Below are 16,371 nucleotides of genomic sequence, written 5' to 3' on the forward strand. Positions count from 1 at the left end.
TTTACTGTCCTCCCTTCAATACTTTTAACTGCACACCAGCCTGACGGATGGCTTCTTGAGCACCTGCTAGTGCTGCTTTTTCACCGGACAAGACCACAACCAATTCTCCGACTGGAGTGCCATCGAGAATTTCGATATTTCCATAGAGGATATTGGCCGTTACTTGGTAACGCTTGTACAATTCATTCAAAAGTGGTTCGTCTGTTGAAGCCCCTGCATACTTGAGCTGCACTAAAATACTGTTCTCAGATAAATGTTCTACGATTTCTTGCTTCTCAATCTTAACCATGGCTTCGTCAATACCTGTGGCAGTTGAGATGAAGTCTTGAGTCAAAGGTTGTTTAGGATTTGAGAAGATTTCAAGAACACTGCCCTCTTCAATCAAACGGCCATCCTGCATAACTGCCACACGATTAGCAATGTCTTTGACAATCTGCATTTCGTGTGTAATCAGGACAACCGTCAAGCCTAATTTTTGGTTCAAATCTTGCAACAAGGCTAGAATTTGCTTGGTTGTCTTAGGGTCGAGGGCAGACGTTGACTCATCTGAAATCAAGATTTTTGGATCATTTGCCAAGGCACGCGCAATAGCTACACGCTGTTTTTGCCCTCCAGATAGTTGTGAAGGGTAGTTTTCAGCACGATCCGCCAAACCAACCAAGTCTAACAACTTAGCTACTTTTGCTTTCTTTTCTTCCTTGCTGAGTCCAGAGTGTTTGAGGGCAAAGGCTACATTTTCCTCTGCTGTCTTTTGACTCATGAGGTTGAAATGCTGGAAAATCATCCCAATGTCTTGACGCTTACGACGCAACTGCTCTGCAGTCAAGGTCACCTTGCCATCAAAAATGACGTCGTCGTCAATGGTAATTTTCCCTGCAGATGGCTTTTGCAAGAGGTTAATCACCCGGACAAGGGTTGATTTCCCTGCTCCAGAATATCCAACGATTCCGTAGATATCCCCTTCTTGGATGTGAATAGTCACATCCTTGACCGCTGTGATGGTTCTCTTCTTTTGGTGAAAGGTCACATCGATCTGATCTAACTTGATAATATCTCTACTCATAGCTTCTAATCAGCTCCTCTACTAATTCAATATGGGTGTAGTAATCGGCGATTCGCACGTTTTCATCTCCACCATGGTCTCGGCTATTAGCATTTCCTAGACCGAAGGCCACCATGGGTACCTCTAGAGCATCAAAGACCGTATGCATGGGTCCTGTCCCCGCTGTTGTCGGCAAGACTGAAACGCCCTTCGGATAGAATTTCTTGGCCAACTCGATTACGTTGAGAATGGCTGGCGCACTCATATCGCTTCGATAGCTCATCTCTCCCAAGGTATAGTATAATTCTACCTTATCAAAGCCGTTTTTGTCTAGCTGTTTCCGAATTTTTTCCAGAACATCATGCGGTTCTAGGCCAGGAACCAAACGAACCTCTAGCTTAGCACTGGCTTCTGCTGGCAAAATCGTTTTAACCCCTTGCCCTTGATAACCTGACTGAATCCCTTCAATATTAAGGGCTGGCTCGAAAAAGAAACGTTTTAGAAATGCTGCACGTTCCTCTTGTAAGAGAGGCAATTCCAAGCCATAAATGCGACTGATTTCCTCAGGATTGCGTTGGGCGTAGGTATCCACCAAGGCTAGTTCTCGTTCATTTGGCTCTTGAACATCCTCGTACAAGCCTTCTACTAAGATACGACCATCAGCAGCTCGCAGACTACTTAAGGCCTGGATAAGATACCAAGGTGCTGACTCCACGACACCACCATAACTCGAGTGAATATCCACATCCGCACTTTTTACCTTGGCATCAAAGGTCACAATGCCCTTGTTTCCTCCAGAGATTTCCAGCTGTTCCAAGACGTTCTTGGTCCCTTGTTCCCAGACTAGTAAATCCGCCCCACGAAGTTTGTCTGCGTGTTTCTCTAAATACTTATCCAGGTCCATGGAAGCAGACTCCTCTGCCCCTTCCATGATAAAACTGATATTGACAGGCAGGTCATCGTGGTGCTGCATATACTTTCTCAAAGCACTCAAACGAGCTGTGATGTGGCCTTTGTCGTCGTCAACTCCTCGCCCATACATAGAGCCATTTCGCACAGAAAGGGTAAAAGGAGCCTCTGTCCAGATCTGATCTCCGTCCGCTGGTACGGTGTCATAGTGATTATAGAAAATCAAGGTCTTAGCATCTGGACGCGAACTCTTGAAATGCGCCATGACAAAAGGCGCCGTGTAGCTCTCATCAATCTCAACTTCAGCTCCTACACGCTTGAAAATCTCACCCAGATAGTTTGCGACTTCCTTGAGCCCGACCTGCTGGGCAAAGACTGATTTCTTGGAAATCAAGGTACGCAAAACTTCAAAATAATGCTGGGCTACATGATCCTTTTCAAATTTTTCAATCTGTTCTTGTTCGCTAGGAAAAACCATTTTTCTCTCCCTTTCTACTGAGGACTTGTATCTATGGACGGACGACTAGATTATCTTCTTCAAAACCAACAGTCTAGACAAAAGCAAGAGGTGGAAACTCTCCCACCTCCCTATGTCTTATTACCAAACTGGTTGGTCCAAACCGTCTGATGTTTCTTCGATAACTTTTTTCACTTCATCAGTGTGGTAAGCCGCGATAATTTTCTTGATGGCATCAGCTTTAGGTGATGATTCCCAATCTTTTTTCGCAACGATGATGTTGTACCATTGTTTTGAGTTTTCATCAGCTTGTTCTTTGAAGAGTGCTTTCTTGTAGTCCAATTTTGCTTCTGTAACGAAGGTATTGTTTACAACGGCAGCATCAACTGATGACAATGAACGAGCTGTTTGGCTAGCGTCCAATTCAGTAATCTTCAAGTTCTTTGGATTTTCTTTGATGTTCGCAACTGTTGCAAGGGCAGTTCCAGAAACATCCAATTTGATCAAACCAGCTGATTGCAACAAGTAAAGCGCACGGCTTTCGTTTGTTGCATCGTTTGGTACGGCAATTTCACCGTTATCTGGGATTTCTTCCACTTTGGTGTACTTGTTTTCTTCTCCATTTTTACCTGAGTAAAGGCGGATTGGTGAGATGTAGGTATCTGCAATCGCTACAAGGTCTTTCCCGTTTTCTTTGTTCCAGTTATTCAAGAAGTTGTAGTGTTGGAAAGCATTCAAGTCTACTTCGCCATCAGCAGTTGCCTTATTTGGTTGTGAGTAGTCTGTGAACTCTGTGAATTCCAATTTAATACCATCTTTTTCAACCAATTCTTGGATTTTATCCCAACGCGCTTCTTCAGAACCGCTACGGTTAACTGTTGCAATTTTGACAACTGTTTCGTTGTCTGCTTTCTTTTCTGAATTTCCGCAAGCTGCAAGAGCCAAACCTGCGACTGTAGCAAGAGCTGCTACACCGAGCCATTTTTTAATTTTCATGATTCTTTCTCCTTTAAAAATGATACCGTAATAGTATCTCATACTTTATTTGATTTCGCAAATTGTTATTAGATAGGCAGACATATAGTTTAAAACTATATGTCTAAAAATTGAGAAATCATCCGCCTTTCTCAGACTGGATGATTTCACACGACTATTTAATATCAGCTTCTGCTGGGAGATAAGTGTCCCCGAAGAACTGTTTAGACAATTTTTCAAGAGTTCCGTCTTTGTAGAGTTCTTGGATTCGTTTGTCTACAAATGATTTCAACTCATCTTGACCTTTAGCAAGAAGCGGGTAAACGTAAGGTTGTTGGTCGCTTGGAAGTTCAATAACTTTCAAGTTGTCCAAACCTTGGTTCTTGATAACTGTTTCAACACCAATCTTATCAAAAATCTTGTAGTCAAACTGACCATCGCTCAAACGAGACATGATTTGTTGGAAATCAGCCTTTGTGTAATTAAGGATAGTTGGATTGTCCGCATGTTCTGTGTTGTATGCTTCCAATTGTTTAGCTGAGGTTGTTCCTTGAACGACCTCAGTAGATTTTCCACCGATATCATCGAGAGATTTGATGCTATCGTCGTCTTTCTTCACAACGAGAACGTTAGGATTTTTAGCAGTTGGGGCTGCATAAAGGTATTTTTCTGCACGTTCTTTGGTATAGCTGAGGTTGTTAACAGCCATTTGATAACGGTCACTATCAAGTCCTGGGAAAATACCTGACCACTCTGTCTTTTCAAACTTGACAGTATACTTGTCTGAGTCTTTAAAGATAGCGCGAACCACTTCAATCTCGTAACCAGTCAATTCACCATTTTCTTCATAGATAAATGGCTTTGGTGAACCGTTGGTTGCTACGATGATTTCTTTTTTACCAGATGTTGCTTCACCTGATGCTGCATCTTTCTTATCTCCACCTGAGCACGCTGCTAGTACACCTGCAGCAACAAGCCCTAGGGCAGCAAGAGATGAATATTTAACGATTTTTTTCATGTCATTTCCTCCAAAATAGAATACTGTATTATCTTAACAGAAAAAAGGAATTTACGCCATTATATGATATCTATCTCTGTGATAAGTTTTCTTTATGACTGATTTAAAAGACCAAACGCAAGACTGCAATCAAGACCACTCCAAAGAGAACTGTGCCAACTAGATTGCGATAGCGAAAGGCTACAAATGCCGTTGGAAAAACTGCCAAGAAGTCCAGCCACTTGATCTGAGGAAGGCTCCCAACCTTACCTGACACCACACTTGAAAGGATCAAGGCAAAGATGATGGAAACAGGCAAGAACTTCAAAAATCGCTCTACGATAGCTGGCAACCCCTTGTACTTAACCAAGATGAAGGGAATCATACGGGGAATCCAAGTCACTAGGCCCGAAAAGATAACGGCTAACAAAAGATATTTACTGACCATCTAAGACCACCCCCATTGTACATCCAAGTAGCGTCGCAAACAGAACAGCTAGTGACTGAGACACCACTGTCAAGAGCAAAAAGAAAGACACCGTAACAACTGCTAGAATCTTCAGCAGATTCCGTACAGGAACCCGTCTTTGCATAATCAGAAATTGCGAGGTAAAAATCCCGATAAACATCCCGACAAGGGCAAAGTCTAATCCAAAGACCTCAGGATTTGGAAGAAGCCCACCTAAAGCTGTCCCCGCAACTGTCCCAATAAACCAGGCTACATAACTATTGAGATTGTTCCCATGCATCCACATAGGATGGACCTTGTCTGTATGGGCTAATTCTCCCATCAAAACCCCGTATGTCTCATCTGTCAAGAGACTAGACATACCGATATTTTGCCAGAGACTAGTATGACGGAAATAGGTCGACGCATGCAGACTCAACAAGAAGAGTCGCAAATTGATTAAAAAGACCGTCATGGCAATGGCTGCTACAGGTGCTTGGACCGCAATCAATGCCAACATGGCAAACTGGGCACTCCCAGCATAAACAAAGAGGCTCATCAGGCCCATCTCAACAGGTGTCACATAGGGCGCACCGATAATTCCGCAAGCTAGACCGATACTAACATAGCCAAGGGCAGTCGGCATGGCTGCCTGAACACCTTCCCAAAATCCTTTTTCTTTCATCTTTTTCCTCTTATTTTCTTCGTTTGAGACTGTTCAAGGTCACAGCCACAGCAAGAAATATTATAACACATTCATAAAAGAGAAAAAAGTTTAGAGTTTGAAACTAGTAGCTAGCAAACATTGTAAAAAATTTTACCTGTTTATGGATACATGAGAAATTGATCCACTCGAATCATATACTTGTTGGCTTCAGTTTTTTCAGCATATTCATCTTCTGTCGGATAGACATCGACCCAGAGTTCCCACTGTTGTCCTTTCAATTTGACCTTGTAGCGATAACCGTCATCGTATAGTCCTACCGGATCAGTGGTCATGGACTGATAATCCGGAAGAGCTTCAATTTCTTTTTTTATAGTCTGGGATAGATTGTTGAGCACTACTTGTTGCTCCCCTTTTGAAGCTACAGGAATATGAGCTGTCGCTTCTTCCAAGCGATGCGATTTTGAAAATGTGAATCTTACTCGACCTGTATGGCCCTTCAAAGAAATATTTTCGTAATCATAGAAAAGGCGGCCTGTTTTATAGAAATAAGGGTCTTCTGCACGCCAAGTATCGCGATAGGCCATTTCCTCTTCTTCCACCACCTCACTAGCCTCTCCCAATACTTCTTCAAAGGATTTAACAGGCATACCGAAAGAAAGGGATTCAAACAAGACCAGTTGTGTCTTTTTGATATTCTGGCAAGCTGATAAAAGCATGAGTAAAGCTCCAAGAGCAAGCAGACTACTGATTATTTTTGTAATTTTCATATATCTACTATACAAGAAAAGTCTCAGACTGACAAACTTTGGATTTTCCGATTACATTTTGAGACTTATTCTCTAAATTTGGAGGAAACAAAGGACTACTCAAAAATTAGTAACAGACAGTCAAAACAAAAAAGACTGAAAAAACAGTCTTATTTATAATACTTAGCTAGTCAGTTCTTTTGTTTTTATGATTGGCAGAAACTCTAAAACAACAAGGGCAGAATTTGAGCAATGGCATTATTGACTATATGCAGTCCAATAGGCCAATAAATGGACTTGGTTACTCTAAAAAAGACTGCCATTATTAAACCACTACCCATATATACGAAAAAGTCTGTCAAGACCCAACCATGATTACTGATATGCAAAATACCAAATAAAGTAGCCGAACCAAGTACATCCAGTCCCCATTTTTTCCCTTTTTCCAAAGCAGTCATCACCAATCCACGATAGATCATCTCTTCAAAAATGGGACCTGCAATCACAGGATAGAAAAAATACATCAGAAATGCCGTTGCTCCTGTAAAAGTAGGAATATCGAGTTGATAAGCAATTTCATTTTTAGTAGGTGGGAAAAGATAAAATGTGACGAAATTCCAAATAACAAAAGCAAGAAGAGCTAAAAAGGAATAGAAAAGATAGGAACCCTTAAATTTTCTGCTGTTAATTTTCTGCCATTTACCTGACCAAACCATAACAATAATAGCAAGCAGAACCACAAGAAAATTCAACAGCATATCCGACAAATAATAGGAAAAGTCAGATAGACCAGCCGCAAGGTCGCTGTGTAAGAGCAGACGAATCAAGAACTGGTCAGCAATGACAAGTAGAATAGCTATAAACAAGTAGTAGCGTGAAATTATCTTTTTCATTTTATTTTCTCCTATACTATGAAATAAAGACAGTATAACACGAAAAATGCCCTATTTTAGAAAATCGCATATTTGACATTTTTTCTTATAGAAATTTCATTTTTGCGATTGTTTGTTAATCGATAAGGTCTTTATATTGCTGTAAGCGTAGTTCAAAAAGGGATGTTAATTGTGGATTTTCTAATACTTGCAGAGATTGGATAAAGTGTTCAATCTCTTTTTGATTGTTTCCTTTGGTTTGAAGGAAAATACTCATTTTCTTTAAAAATTGCCACAACACTTTTTCAAAAACATCATACGGACGGAGCATACTCTCCAACTCGGCTTCAAAGATTGGGATGTAAGAGAAAAGTTTACGCTCCATGAGCTCTGATATAATATTCAGAAAGCCACTTTTCATATACAGTCTATTATGTACCAACTCTTTAAATTCCTTGGATTTTTCAAGTAAAGAGGTTGATAAAAATATCAAATCTTGATTACTCAAGAAAGGCATAGTATTACAGAATATATAGAGTTCAAACCAGGTCCAAGACTCGATAGCATAGAGATAGGTGGTTAAAAACTCGCTATCCTCCTCTGCTAGCGGATAGCTTTTATCTAAGGAATGGATAGCATCTTTGATTATAATAGCATTCAAACGACGATAGGTCTCTGCCATCTGTTCTTGTTCGATTTCCTCCAACAGTTGCTCTAAACCCGCTATATCTTGATGGGCAAAGCGATCCACAACCTTTCGACCAAATCGCATATGTGGGGATTCTTGATAGTTGTTGAGCTTGTGTCCAAATTCATCGAAGGTCACATTTATCCCTTGGATAGCTAGAATCAGCTTGTCCGCAGACAGCATAGACTGTCCCAGTTCAAACTTGGATAGCTGGGATGCTGTCAGTCCATCACAAGCTACATCTGACTGCTTGAGTTTTCTCGCCAGACGCAATTCCTTGTAAAATTCTCCCAATTCCATCTTTTCAATCATGGCCAAACTCCCTTTACTATTCTATTCGTAAAAACTTTTCCTTTTTTAACATATTATAAAATATTTTAGCAAAAAAGCCAGCTTCAAGCTGACTCTTTATTCCACCGTATCAAAAGCGAGACTTGGTTTGGCGTTGAGATCCAAGCCTGCAAAGTTTTCTTTGTTCCACTCGCTGACACTGGCATAGGCAATCATACCTGCATTGTCTCCACAGAGACGCAAGGGTGGAATGATGACCTTGACATCTTTGATTTCGTCTGCCAAGCGTTCTCTGAGACCTTTATTGGCTGCCACGCCACCTGCCACTACCAGAGTTTTAACAGGATATTTCTCCAAAGCCTTCTTGGTTTTTGCCATGAGAATATCCATGACAGCTGCTTGGAAGGAAGCACACAAATCCTTTGTAGACAAGCTTTCTCCCTTTTGCTCAGCATTGTGGTGAAGATTGATAAAGGCAGATTTCAAACCTGAGAATGAAAACTCCAGATTATCCTCCTTGATCATGGCACGCGGAAAATCATAAATATCCTGTCCCTCATGAGCTAACTGATCAATCTCTCGACCTGCTGGATAGGTCAGCCCCATAACTCGACCGACCTTATCATAGGCTTCACCGACCGCATCATCGCGAGTTTCCCCCACAATCTTATAGTCACCAGCCTGACTGACATAGACCAGCTCAGTATGGCCTCCGCTGACCAAGAGTGCTAGGAGAGGAAACTCCAAAGTCTCCACACTCTGAGCTGCCATGAGGTGACCAGCCATGTGGTTGACGGGGATAAGTGGCAAGCCATGCGCCCAAGCAAAGGCCTTGGCAGCTGACAAGCCAACTAGCAGAGCTCCAACCAATCCTGGTCCGTAGGTAACCGCCACAGCTGTCACATCGTTTTCAGTAATTCCTGCTTCTGCTAGCGCCTCCTCGATACAGGCTGTAATGACCTCGACATGGTGACGACTAGCCACTTCTGGCACTACGCCACCAAAACGTTTGTGGCTCTCGATTTGACTCGCAATGACATTGGACAAGAGCTCATCATCGTTTTTCAGTACGGCGACACTGGTCTCATCACAGGATGTCTCAAATGCTAAAATATATCTATCCTTCATCTACTTCTCTCTTCATGATAATGGCGTCCTCAACTGGATCGTGATAGTAGACCTTTCGCTCAGCGATGACCGCCATCTTTTCTTTCTTGTAAAATGCTTGCGCTCGGTGATTTGACTTTCTAACTTCGAGGAAAATTTCCTTATCCGTCGGTAACGTTGCAAACAAGGCTGACGCAATTCTCTGACCCTGATAGGCTTTCTTTACAGCGATTTGCAGGACTTCTGCCTCAAAGAGATTCTCCTGAACGGCTAGAAAGCCAATCACTTCTACCCCGTCATAAGCCAGAGCATACCAAATCTGATCTTGGGACAGGTCTGCTTGGATCTGCTCCAAAGTCCACGGGCTGACTGGGTAAACAGCTGCCATGACAGCGTAGATGGTTTTAGCTAGTTCAGGCTGTTTTTGGATTCGTTTGATCTCTATCATAGGCGTTTAATGTAGGACTCGCCAGACTCAGTGTGATTCTTGAGCCAGTTTTCCTCGGCTTCGACACGCTTGAGGTAATTTGGCACAAAGTCGTGCAAGGAGTCTGCTTCCTTGTCCCAGGCCCAAAGAGCCAGATTAGCTGCATTTGGCAAGGTCTCTTGGGAGCTAGCTTGTGGTAATTGTTCTTGGATTTGTTCCACAAAGGCTCCAACTTCTCCGACAAAGGTTACCTGTTCAACATCCTTGACCTGCTCTAGCACTTCCGCAAAAGATAGGTGCGCTTCTGGAAAGACAGTCTTGGCCTTTTCATAAAAGCCGGCATAGACATTGTTACGACGCGCATCCATAATAGGAACCACCAATCCTTCTTGCTGACTTGGCACCAGAGCCAAGAGGCTAGACATCCCCACTAACTCAATGTTCAGGGTATGGGCTAGAGTTTTGGCAGTTGCTACCGCAATTCTCAAACCTGTGTAGCTACCAGGTCCCTCTGCCACCACGATGCGATCCAAGTCCTTGGGTGTCCAATCCAGACTGGCCATCAAAAAATCGATGGCAGGCATGAGGGTAATACTGTGATTTTTCTTGATATTGATCATAGTCTCGGCAAGAACCTGCTTGTCCTCTAAAATGGCTAGAGAAAGAGCCTTGCTGGACGTATCAAAAGCTAATACTTTCATAACACATTCCTATCTTTTTGTCTGCTTACTATTATACTACAAAAGCCAGCACATGGGAATTTTCTTTCTTTTGAAACAAAAGGGCCTGCCACTTAGACAAGCAATTCTGCACAGAAAATTCAAAAAAGTTGTAGCTTTTTTGAATAGAAAAGTGAACAAGGAAATTGAAAGGTTCTTCGTAAAAAATTTGAATCAGGCATTTATATTTCAACTCGATTTTCGATGTGAGAAATCATCGTCATAACAATAAAGATAGCATCTAAAAATAAAAAAAGTCCATCCCATCTATCAAGACGAGGTGGATTTTCTGTATATCTAGATGAATAATTGACTTTAGGCATTTAAACCAAAGTAGAAAACGAGCCAGACAATATAGGTGACCAGGAGGAGAAAAATTGAATAGAGCGTCACAAAAGCAAGCTTCCAAAGGAATTTTGTTTTGCGGTGTTCCAGATGCACAAACAGGGCATTCCCTCCATAGACACAAGCTACAAAGACTATAAACACCAGGAGGCGAACCCCTATCGCAAATTCAAACAAACTAAACATTCTTAATCCTCCTTTTGGTATTGCTATTTTTATATAAACTGTTGACAATGTTGGTCTATCAATGTTAAAATGTATTTCAACACTGGTAGGAAAATCAGGTTGAGTCGTTGACTCTTCGGGTTGCAGTGCTATCCCTGAAACTTTGGTTTCTAAAGAACTGAAATTGCGATTGAACAATTCGCCCCCAATGTTATTAGTAGGCTCTTGACTTTGGTCAGGAGCTTTTTGATGCTTTTAAAGTTGATTCCCTCAGTAAGTTATAGTAAAGTATAAATATCGAGAGGATAACGTAGGGCGACTGGTAACAGAGCGTTCAGTTGGTTATCTTCGTTAAAAGCGTAGATGATTTTTTGATTGGCAAATCTATCTAAATATTGTTGTGCTGACCGTTGCAAAGCATCCGCATACTTATTTAAAGTCCTTATGTCCGCATCTTCAGGGTATTTGTAGCCACCACGCAACCGATGACTTGACTTTACTGACTTTGACTTGTCAATGTTAAAATATAATTGAACATTGGTAGGAAAATCAGGTTGAGCCTTTGGCTCTTCAGGCTGTGGTGCTGTCCTTGAGGGTTCGCCTTCTAAATAACCGGAATTGCGATTGATTAGTTCGCCCCCAGTGTTAGATGGCTCTTGACTTTTGTCAAGGGCTTTTCCTTGCCCGTTCAGTAAGCACTCCACTCCATGCTATGTCTACATCGTTATACTTATAGATTGACTTCTTAGCTGAGTAGATGATAAAATAGGGTAAGGTTGAGATTTGGTCTGACTTGGTGACAAGTCTTTCAAAGGTTGTGATTCAATCACTTCAGGTAATGGTGCTGCCCCTTGAGCTTGCTCAGAAAGATCCCTTAATTTTGTCTCAGCCTTTTCTTTTTTCAAAGATATCATTCTGTCCCAACCATCTACACCAACGATTAATGAAACTAGAACTATATTCTTCCTTAAATCCACTATCTCTTTAGATTCCCCCTTTCATTATAACACCTAAGCGCTCTTCGACCAAATTCTATCTATCTTTTTACTCCTTCTTCCCCTCACGACTTTCCCCATTTCCGTCTTTTACTAATTTTTCATTTTATGGTATAATTGAAATAATTGTAACGAATCAAGGTCAATCTAGACACAAAATGGAATGAAATCAAGCAAATCTCTGCTAAAAGTTTGGAATAAGCTGACCTGTAAATAGAAAGGAACTATATGATTTACAAAGTTTTTTATCAAGAAACAAAAGAACGTAGCCCACGTCGTGAAACAACACGCTCACTTTACCTAGACATCGATGCCAGCTCAGAACTTGAGGGCCGTATCGCTGCTCGCCAACTTGTCGAAGAAAACCGCCCAGAGTACAATATCGAATTTATCGAACTCTTGTCTGACAAATTGCTAGATTACGAAAAAGAAACTGGCGCTTTCGAGATTACGGAGTTCTAATATGGCCTACACTCTTAAACCTGAAGAAGTCGGCGTTTTTGCCATCGGTGGTCTGGGAGAAATCGGGAAAAACACTTACGGAATTGAATACCAAGACGAAATTATCATCGTCGATGCTGGGATTAAATTCCCAGAAGATGACTTGCTTGGTATCGACTACGTTATCCCTGACTACTCTTACATCGTGGACAATATCGACCGCGTCAAGGCTGTTTTGATTACACACGGACACGAAGACCACATCGGTGGGATTCCTTTCCTACTCAAGCAAGCAAATGTCCCTATCTACGCTGGACCACTTGCCCTGGCTTTGATCCGTGGAAAACTCGAAGAACACGGCCTCTTGCGCAACGCCAAACTTTACGAAATCAACCACAACACTGAGTTGACCTTTAAAAACCTCAAGGCAACTTTCTTTAGAACCACTCACTCCATTCCAGAGCCTTTGGGGATTGTCATTCATACTCCTCAAGGTAAAATCGTCTGTACGGGTGACTTTAAGTTTGACTTTACTCCAGTTGGAGAACCTGCAGACTTGCACCGTATGGCTGCCCTTGGGGAAGAAGGCGTGCTCTGTCTCCTCTCTGACTCGACAAATGCAGAAGTGCCAACCTTTACCAACTCTGAAAAAGTCGTTGGTCAGTCTATCATGAAGATTATTCAAGGTATTGAAGGACGTATCATCTTTGCATCCTTTGCCTCAAACATCTTCCGTCTTCAGCAAGCAACGGATGCCGCTGTTAAGACTGGACGCAAAATTGCGGTCTTTGGACGTTCCATGGAAAAGGCCATTGTCAACGGAATCGAGCTTGGCTACATCAAAGCTCCTAAGGGAACCTTTATCGAGCCAAATGAAATCAAAGATTATCCTTCAGGCGAGGTTCTTATCCTCTGTACAGGTAGTCAGGGTGAGCCGATGGCAGCCCTCTCTCGTATCGCTAACGGGACCCACCGTCAGGTGCAACTCCAACCCGGCGATACTGTTATTTTCTCTTCTAGCCCAATCCCTGGAAATACCACTAGCGTCAACAAATTGATTAACACTATTTCTGAAGCGGGTGTCGAAGTTATCCACGGTAAAGTGAACAATATCCATACATCTGGACACGGTGGTCAGCAAGAGCAAAAACTCATGCTCCGCTTAATCAAACCAAAATACTTCATGCCTGTCCACGGTGAATATCGTATGCAGAAAGTCCACGCTGGACTAGCAGTGGATACGGGTGTCGAGAAGGATAATATCTTTATCATGAGCAATGGTGATGTGCTTGCCCTTACTGCTAACTCAGCCCGTATCGCAGGGCATTTCAACGCCCAAGACATCTATGTTGATGGAAATCGTATCGGTGAAATCGGCGCTGCTGTCCTCAAAGATCGTAGAGATCTATCTGAAGATGGTGTCGTTCTAGCAGTTGCAACTGTTGACTTCAAGTCTAAAATGATCTTGTCTGGTCCTGACATCCTTAGCCGAGGCTTTGTCTACATGAGAGAATCTGGAGACTTGATTCGCCAAAGCCAGCGCATCCTCTTCAATGCAATTCGTATCGCATTGAAAAATAAGGACGCCAGCATACAATCCGTCAATGGTGCTATTGTCAACGCCATTCGTCCTTTCCTCTATGAAAATACAGAACGTGAACCAATCATCATCCCGATGATCCTCACACCAGATGAAGAAGAATAAATCAACAAAACAGCCCCGTCTTCGGAGCTGTTTTTTCTATGCTTTCTTTTCTTGATTTTTAGAAATACTACGATTTTTACCTTCCAAATACACCATCAAAATAGAAATATCTGCTGGATTCACTCCCGAAATACGGCTGGCTTGGCCGATAGTTTCTGGATTGATAAGTTTGAACTTCTGGCGAGCTTCTGTTGCGATAGAATCAATATCATCCCAGTCAATATTGGCTGGAATTCGTTTTTCTTCCATGCGTTTCATCTTGGCAACCTGATCCATGGCTTTGGAAATGTAGCCTTCGTACTTGATTTCTGTTTCAATCAATTCGATAATCTTGTCATCCAAGTCCTCTGCAGCTGGTCCGATAAAGGCCACCACATCTTGGTAAGAAACTTCTGGTCGGCGAAGGAATTCCTTGGCTGTCACCGCATCTGTCAACGGCTTGAAGCCCATTTCCTCAACCTTGGCATTAGTTTCCTTGACTGGCTTGAGTTTAATGCTATCTAAACGAGCCATCTCATTGTCAAATTGGTTTTTCTTAATCTCAAAGCGAGCCCAACGTTCATCGTCCACAAGGCCAATCTCGCGCCCCATCTCTGTCAAACGCATATCGGCATTGTCATGACGGAGGATGAGACGGTATTCTGCACGACTGGTCAAGAGACGGTAGGGTTCAATGGTTCCCTTGGTCACTAAGTCATCAATCATGACCCCAATATAGCCGTCACTGCGCTTCAAAATCAATTCAGGCTTGCCTTGGATTTTCAGAGCCGCATTGATACCAGCGATAATCCCTTGACCAGCAGCTTCTTCGTAACCTGACGTTCCATTTGTTTGGCCAGCAGTGAAAAGACCTGAGATTTTCTTGGTTTCCAGAGTGGCACGTAACTGGTGAGGCAAGACCATATCGTACTCGATAGCATAACCAGTTCGCATCATCTCAGCATTTTCCAACCCTTTGATAGAATGAACTAGCTCACGCTGCACATCTTCAGGCAGACTGGTTGAAAGACCTTGAACATAGACTTCCTCTGTATTGCGCCCTTCCGGCTCTAGGAAAAGTTGGTGACGTTCCTTGTCCGCAAAGCGCACAATCTTGTCCTCAATCGACGGACAGTAACGAGGCCCCACTCCCTTGACCACACCTGTAAACATAGGCGCACGGTGGAGGTTGTTTTGGATAATCTCATGACTGGTTCCATTGGTATAGGTCAACCAGCATGGCACTTGGTCTTTGACATAGTCCTCATCTCGTGAAGTGTATGAGAAGTGATTAGGCGCTTCGTCCCCTGGCTGAATCTCTGTCACATCGTAGTTGATAGAAGAAGCCTTGACACGTGGAGGAGTTCCTGTCTTGAAACGACCGATTTCGAGTCCAAGTTCCTTGAGGTTGTCAGCAAGGTTAATCGAAGCCAGACTGTGGTTAGGACCTGACGAATACTTGAGGTCTCCGATAATGATTTCCCCACGTAGGGCTGTCCCTGTTGTCACGATAACTGCCTTGGCAGCATACTCTTGATGGGTAGCTGTACGCACACCGACAACCTTGTCATCTTCCACCAAAATCTCATCAATCATGGTTTGACGAAGAGTCAGATTCTCTTGATTTTCAACTGTCTTGCGCATCTCCTTAGAGTAAAGTTCCTTGTCAGCCTGCGCACGAAGGGCACGAACAGCAGGCCCCTTCCCTGTGTTGAGCATCTTCATCTGTATGTAGGTCTTGTCAATATTCTTGGCCATTTCTCCACCAAGGGCATCGACTTCACGCACGACAATCCCCTTGGCAGAACCACCGATCGAAGGGTTACAAGGCATGAAAGCCAGCATTTCGATGTTGATGGTCGCAAGCAAGACCTTACAGCCCATACGGCTAGCAGCCAAGGAAGCCTCAACCCCAGCGTGTCCCGCACCGATTACAATAATATCGTATTCTTCTGTAAAATTATAAGTCATTTCTTAACCTTTCAAAAATTTCTCGCAAATAAGGAACTAACTTCTCCTCCTCTAGAGCTTGATCCATAGTAACCCATTTAAAGTGTGTATGCTCTTCAGGATCTAATCTGATAATTGGCTTCTCCCCAATCCACTCTGCTTTATAAACTAAGCGAGTAAAGACCGTATCCTTAGAGGTATCCAGTTGACTATCTTCGTGAAGAAGTTTGAGCGAACTGCTATCTAGCCTAACTCCCGCTTCTTCAATGCATTCTCTAAGAGCACCATCTCGCGGAAGTTCACCCTTTTCAACCCCGCCACCAGGAATATCCCAGTAAGTTGGATAAACGTTGGGTTCTCCTCTTTTAATTTCCGAACGCTGAATGAGCAAATAATCACCACCACTATGAACAAGTACATGGGCAATAAGCTTAACCATCATTTTC

19 protein-coding genes are annotated in these 16,371 nt (G+C 42.7%); 2 read left to right on the forward strand and 17 right to left on the reverse strand.

Going from position 1 to position 16,371, the window contains the following annotated elements:
- Position 1 precedes the first annotated feature (1 nt).
- The 15 genes from ACLV7H_RS09310 to ACLV7H_RS09380 all read right to left on the reverse strand — a co-directional run bounded on the left by ACLV7H_RS09310 (position 2) and on the right by ACLV7H_RS09380 (position 11,832).
- Complete coding sequence (locus ACLV7H_RS09310; RefSeq protein ID WP_411866995.1) at positions 2 to 1,063, reverse strand: methionine ABC transporter ATP-binding protein; 1,062 nt, start codon at positions 1,061 to 1,063, stop codon at positions 2 to 4.
- Positions 1,056 to 2,429, reverse strand: a complete 1,374-nt coding sequence (locus tag ACLV7H_RS09315) for a M20 family metallopeptidase (protein ID WP_411866996.1) — start codon at positions 2,427 to 2,429, stop codon at positions 1,056 to 1,058. Before ACLV7H_RS09315 ends, ACLV7H_RS09310 begins: the two co-directional genes overlap by 8 nt.
- 120 nt (positions 2,430 to 2,549) lie before the next feature.
- The gene (locus tag ACLV7H_RS09320) at positions 2,550 to 3,404 is read right to left on the reverse strand and encodes a MetQ/NlpA family ABC transporter substrate-binding protein (protein ID WP_045592760.1); all 855 of its coding nucleotides are present in this window, start codon (positions 3,402 to 3,404) and stop codon (positions 2,550 to 2,552) included.
- A gap of 154 nt (positions 3,405 to 3,558) precedes the next feature.
- Positions 3,559 to 4,401, reverse strand: coding sequence for a transporter substrate-binding domain-containing protein (locus tag ACLV7H_RS09325; protein WP_411866997.1), 843 nt, complete (start codon positions 4,399 to 4,401; stop codon positions 3,559 to 3,561).
- Positions 4,402 to 4,504: 103 nt separating this feature from the next.
- Positions 4,505 to 4,828, reverse strand: a complete 324-nt coding sequence (locus ACLV7H_RS09330; RefSeq protein ID WP_138100922.1) for an AzlD domain-containing protein — start codon at positions 4,826 to 4,828, stop codon at positions 4,505 to 4,507.
- Positions 4,818 to 5,513 carry an AzlC family ABC transporter permease gene (locus ACLV7H_RS09335; RefSeq protein WP_411866998.1) on the reverse strand — a complete coding sequence of 232 codons (696 nt, stop codon included), beginning with the start codon at positions 5,511 to 5,513 and terminating at the stop codon, positions 4,818 to 4,820. Before ACLV7H_RS09335 ends, ACLV7H_RS09330 begins: the two co-directional genes overlap by 11 nt.
- Positions 5,514 to 5,653: 140 nt before the next feature.
- A complete protein-coding gene (locus ACLV7H_RS09340) occupies positions 5,654 to 6,262 on the reverse strand; it encodes a hypothetical protein (protein WP_411866999.1) in 609 nt (202 codons plus the stop codon).
- A 203-nt stretch (positions 6,263 to 6,465) separates the two neighbouring features.
- Positions 6,466 to 7,134: a lysostaphin resistance A-like protein gene (locus tag ACLV7H_RS09345; protein WP_411867000.1), complete on the reverse strand. Its 669-nt coding sequence runs from the start codon at positions 7,132 to 7,134 to the stop codon at positions 6,466 to 6,468.
- A 115-nt stretch (positions 7,135 to 7,249) separates the two neighbouring features.
- On the reverse strand, positions 7,250 to 8,113 hold the full coding sequence (locus ACLV7H_RS09350; protein WP_411867001.1) for an XRE/MutR family transcriptional regulator: 864 nt from the start codon (positions 8,111 to 8,113) through the stop codon (positions 7,250 to 7,252).
- Positions 8,114 to 8,209: 96 nt separating this feature from the next.
- Entirely contained in the window at positions 8,210 to 9,220 is a 1,011-nt protein-coding gene (gene tsaD / locus ACLV7H_RS09355; protein WP_411867002.1) for a tRNA (adenosine(37)-N6)-threonylcarbamoyltransferase complex transferase subunit TsaD, read from the reverse strand.
- Positions 9,210 to 9,647, reverse strand: a complete 438-nt coding sequence (gene rimI, locus ACLV7H_RS09360; protein ID WP_411867003.1) for a ribosomal protein S18-alanine N-acetyltransferase — start codon at positions 9,645 to 9,647, stop codon at positions 9,210 to 9,212. Before rimI ends, tsaD begins: the two co-directional genes overlap by 11 nt.
- The gene (gene tsaB / locus ACLV7H_RS09365; RefSeq protein ID WP_045592752.1) at positions 9,644 to 10,327 is read right to left on the reverse strand and encodes a tRNA (adenosine(37)-N6)-threonylcarbamoyltransferase complex dimerization subunit type 1 TsaB; all 684 of its coding nucleotides are present in this window, start codon (positions 10,325 to 10,327) and stop codon (positions 9,644 to 9,646) included. The genes rimI and tsaB overlap by 4 nt, the downstream gene beginning before the upstream one ends.
- A 333-nt stretch (positions 10,328 to 10,660) precedes the next feature.
- Positions 10,661 to 10,876 (reverse strand): hypothetical protein, encoded by a 216-nt coding sequence (locus tag ACLV7H_RS09370; protein ID WP_411867004.1) that lies wholly within the window; start codon positions 10,874 to 10,876, stop codon positions 10,661 to 10,663.
- Positions 10,877 to 11,133: 257 nt separating this feature from the next.
- Positions 11,134 to 11,559, reverse strand: coding sequence for a hypothetical protein (locus tag ACLV7H_RS09375; protein WP_411867005.1), 426 nt, complete (start codon positions 11,557 to 11,559; stop codon positions 11,134 to 11,136).
- 12 nt (positions 11,560 to 11,571) lie between these two features.
- Positions 11,572 to 11,832: a hypothetical protein gene (locus tag ACLV7H_RS09380; RefSeq protein ID WP_411867006.1), complete on the reverse strand. Its 261-nt coding sequence runs from the start codon at positions 11,830 to 11,832 to the stop codon at positions 11,572 to 11,574.
- A gap of 246 nt (positions 11,833 to 12,078) precedes the next feature.
- Between ACLV7H_RS09380 and ACLV7H_RS09385 the strand changes: the two genes are divergently transcribed.
- Complete coding sequence (locus ACLV7H_RS09385) at positions 12,079 to 12,312, forward strand: DNA-dependent RNA polymerase subunit epsilon (RefSeq protein WP_000639585.1); 234 nt, start codon at positions 12,079 to 12,081, stop codon at positions 12,310 to 12,312.
- Between the two features lies 1 nt (position 12,313).
- Positions 12,314 to 13,996 carry a ribonuclease J1 gene (gene rnjA / locus ACLV7H_RS09390; RefSeq protein ID WP_045592746.1) on the forward strand — a complete coding sequence of 561 codons (1,683 nt, stop codon included), beginning with the start codon at positions 12,314 to 12,316 and terminating at the stop codon, positions 13,994 to 13,996.
- A gap of 36 nt (positions 13,997 to 14,032) precedes the next feature.
- On the opposite strand, the gene mnmG is transcribed toward rnjA, so the two are convergent.
- A complete protein-coding gene (mnmG, locus tag ACLV7H_RS09395) occupies positions 14,033 to 15,946 on the reverse strand; it encodes a tRNA uridine-5-carboxymethylaminomethyl(34) synthesis enzyme MnmG (RefSeq protein WP_045592745.1) in 1,914 nt (637 codons plus the stop codon).
- The gene (locus ACLV7H_RS09400; protein WP_000989470.1) at positions 15,936 to 16,367 is read right to left on the reverse strand and encodes an NUDIX hydrolase; all 432 of its coding nucleotides are present in this window, start codon (positions 16,365 to 16,367) and stop codon (positions 15,936 to 15,938) included. The genes mnmG and ACLV7H_RS09400 overlap by 11 nt, the downstream gene beginning before the upstream one ends.
- Positions 16,368 to 16,371 lie beyond the last annotated feature (4 nt).

This window comes from Streptococcus oralis, from assembly GCF_965111685.1.
Classification (GTDB): Bacteria; Bacillota; Bacilli; order Lactobacillales; family Streptococcaceae; genus Streptococcus; species Streptococcus oralis_B.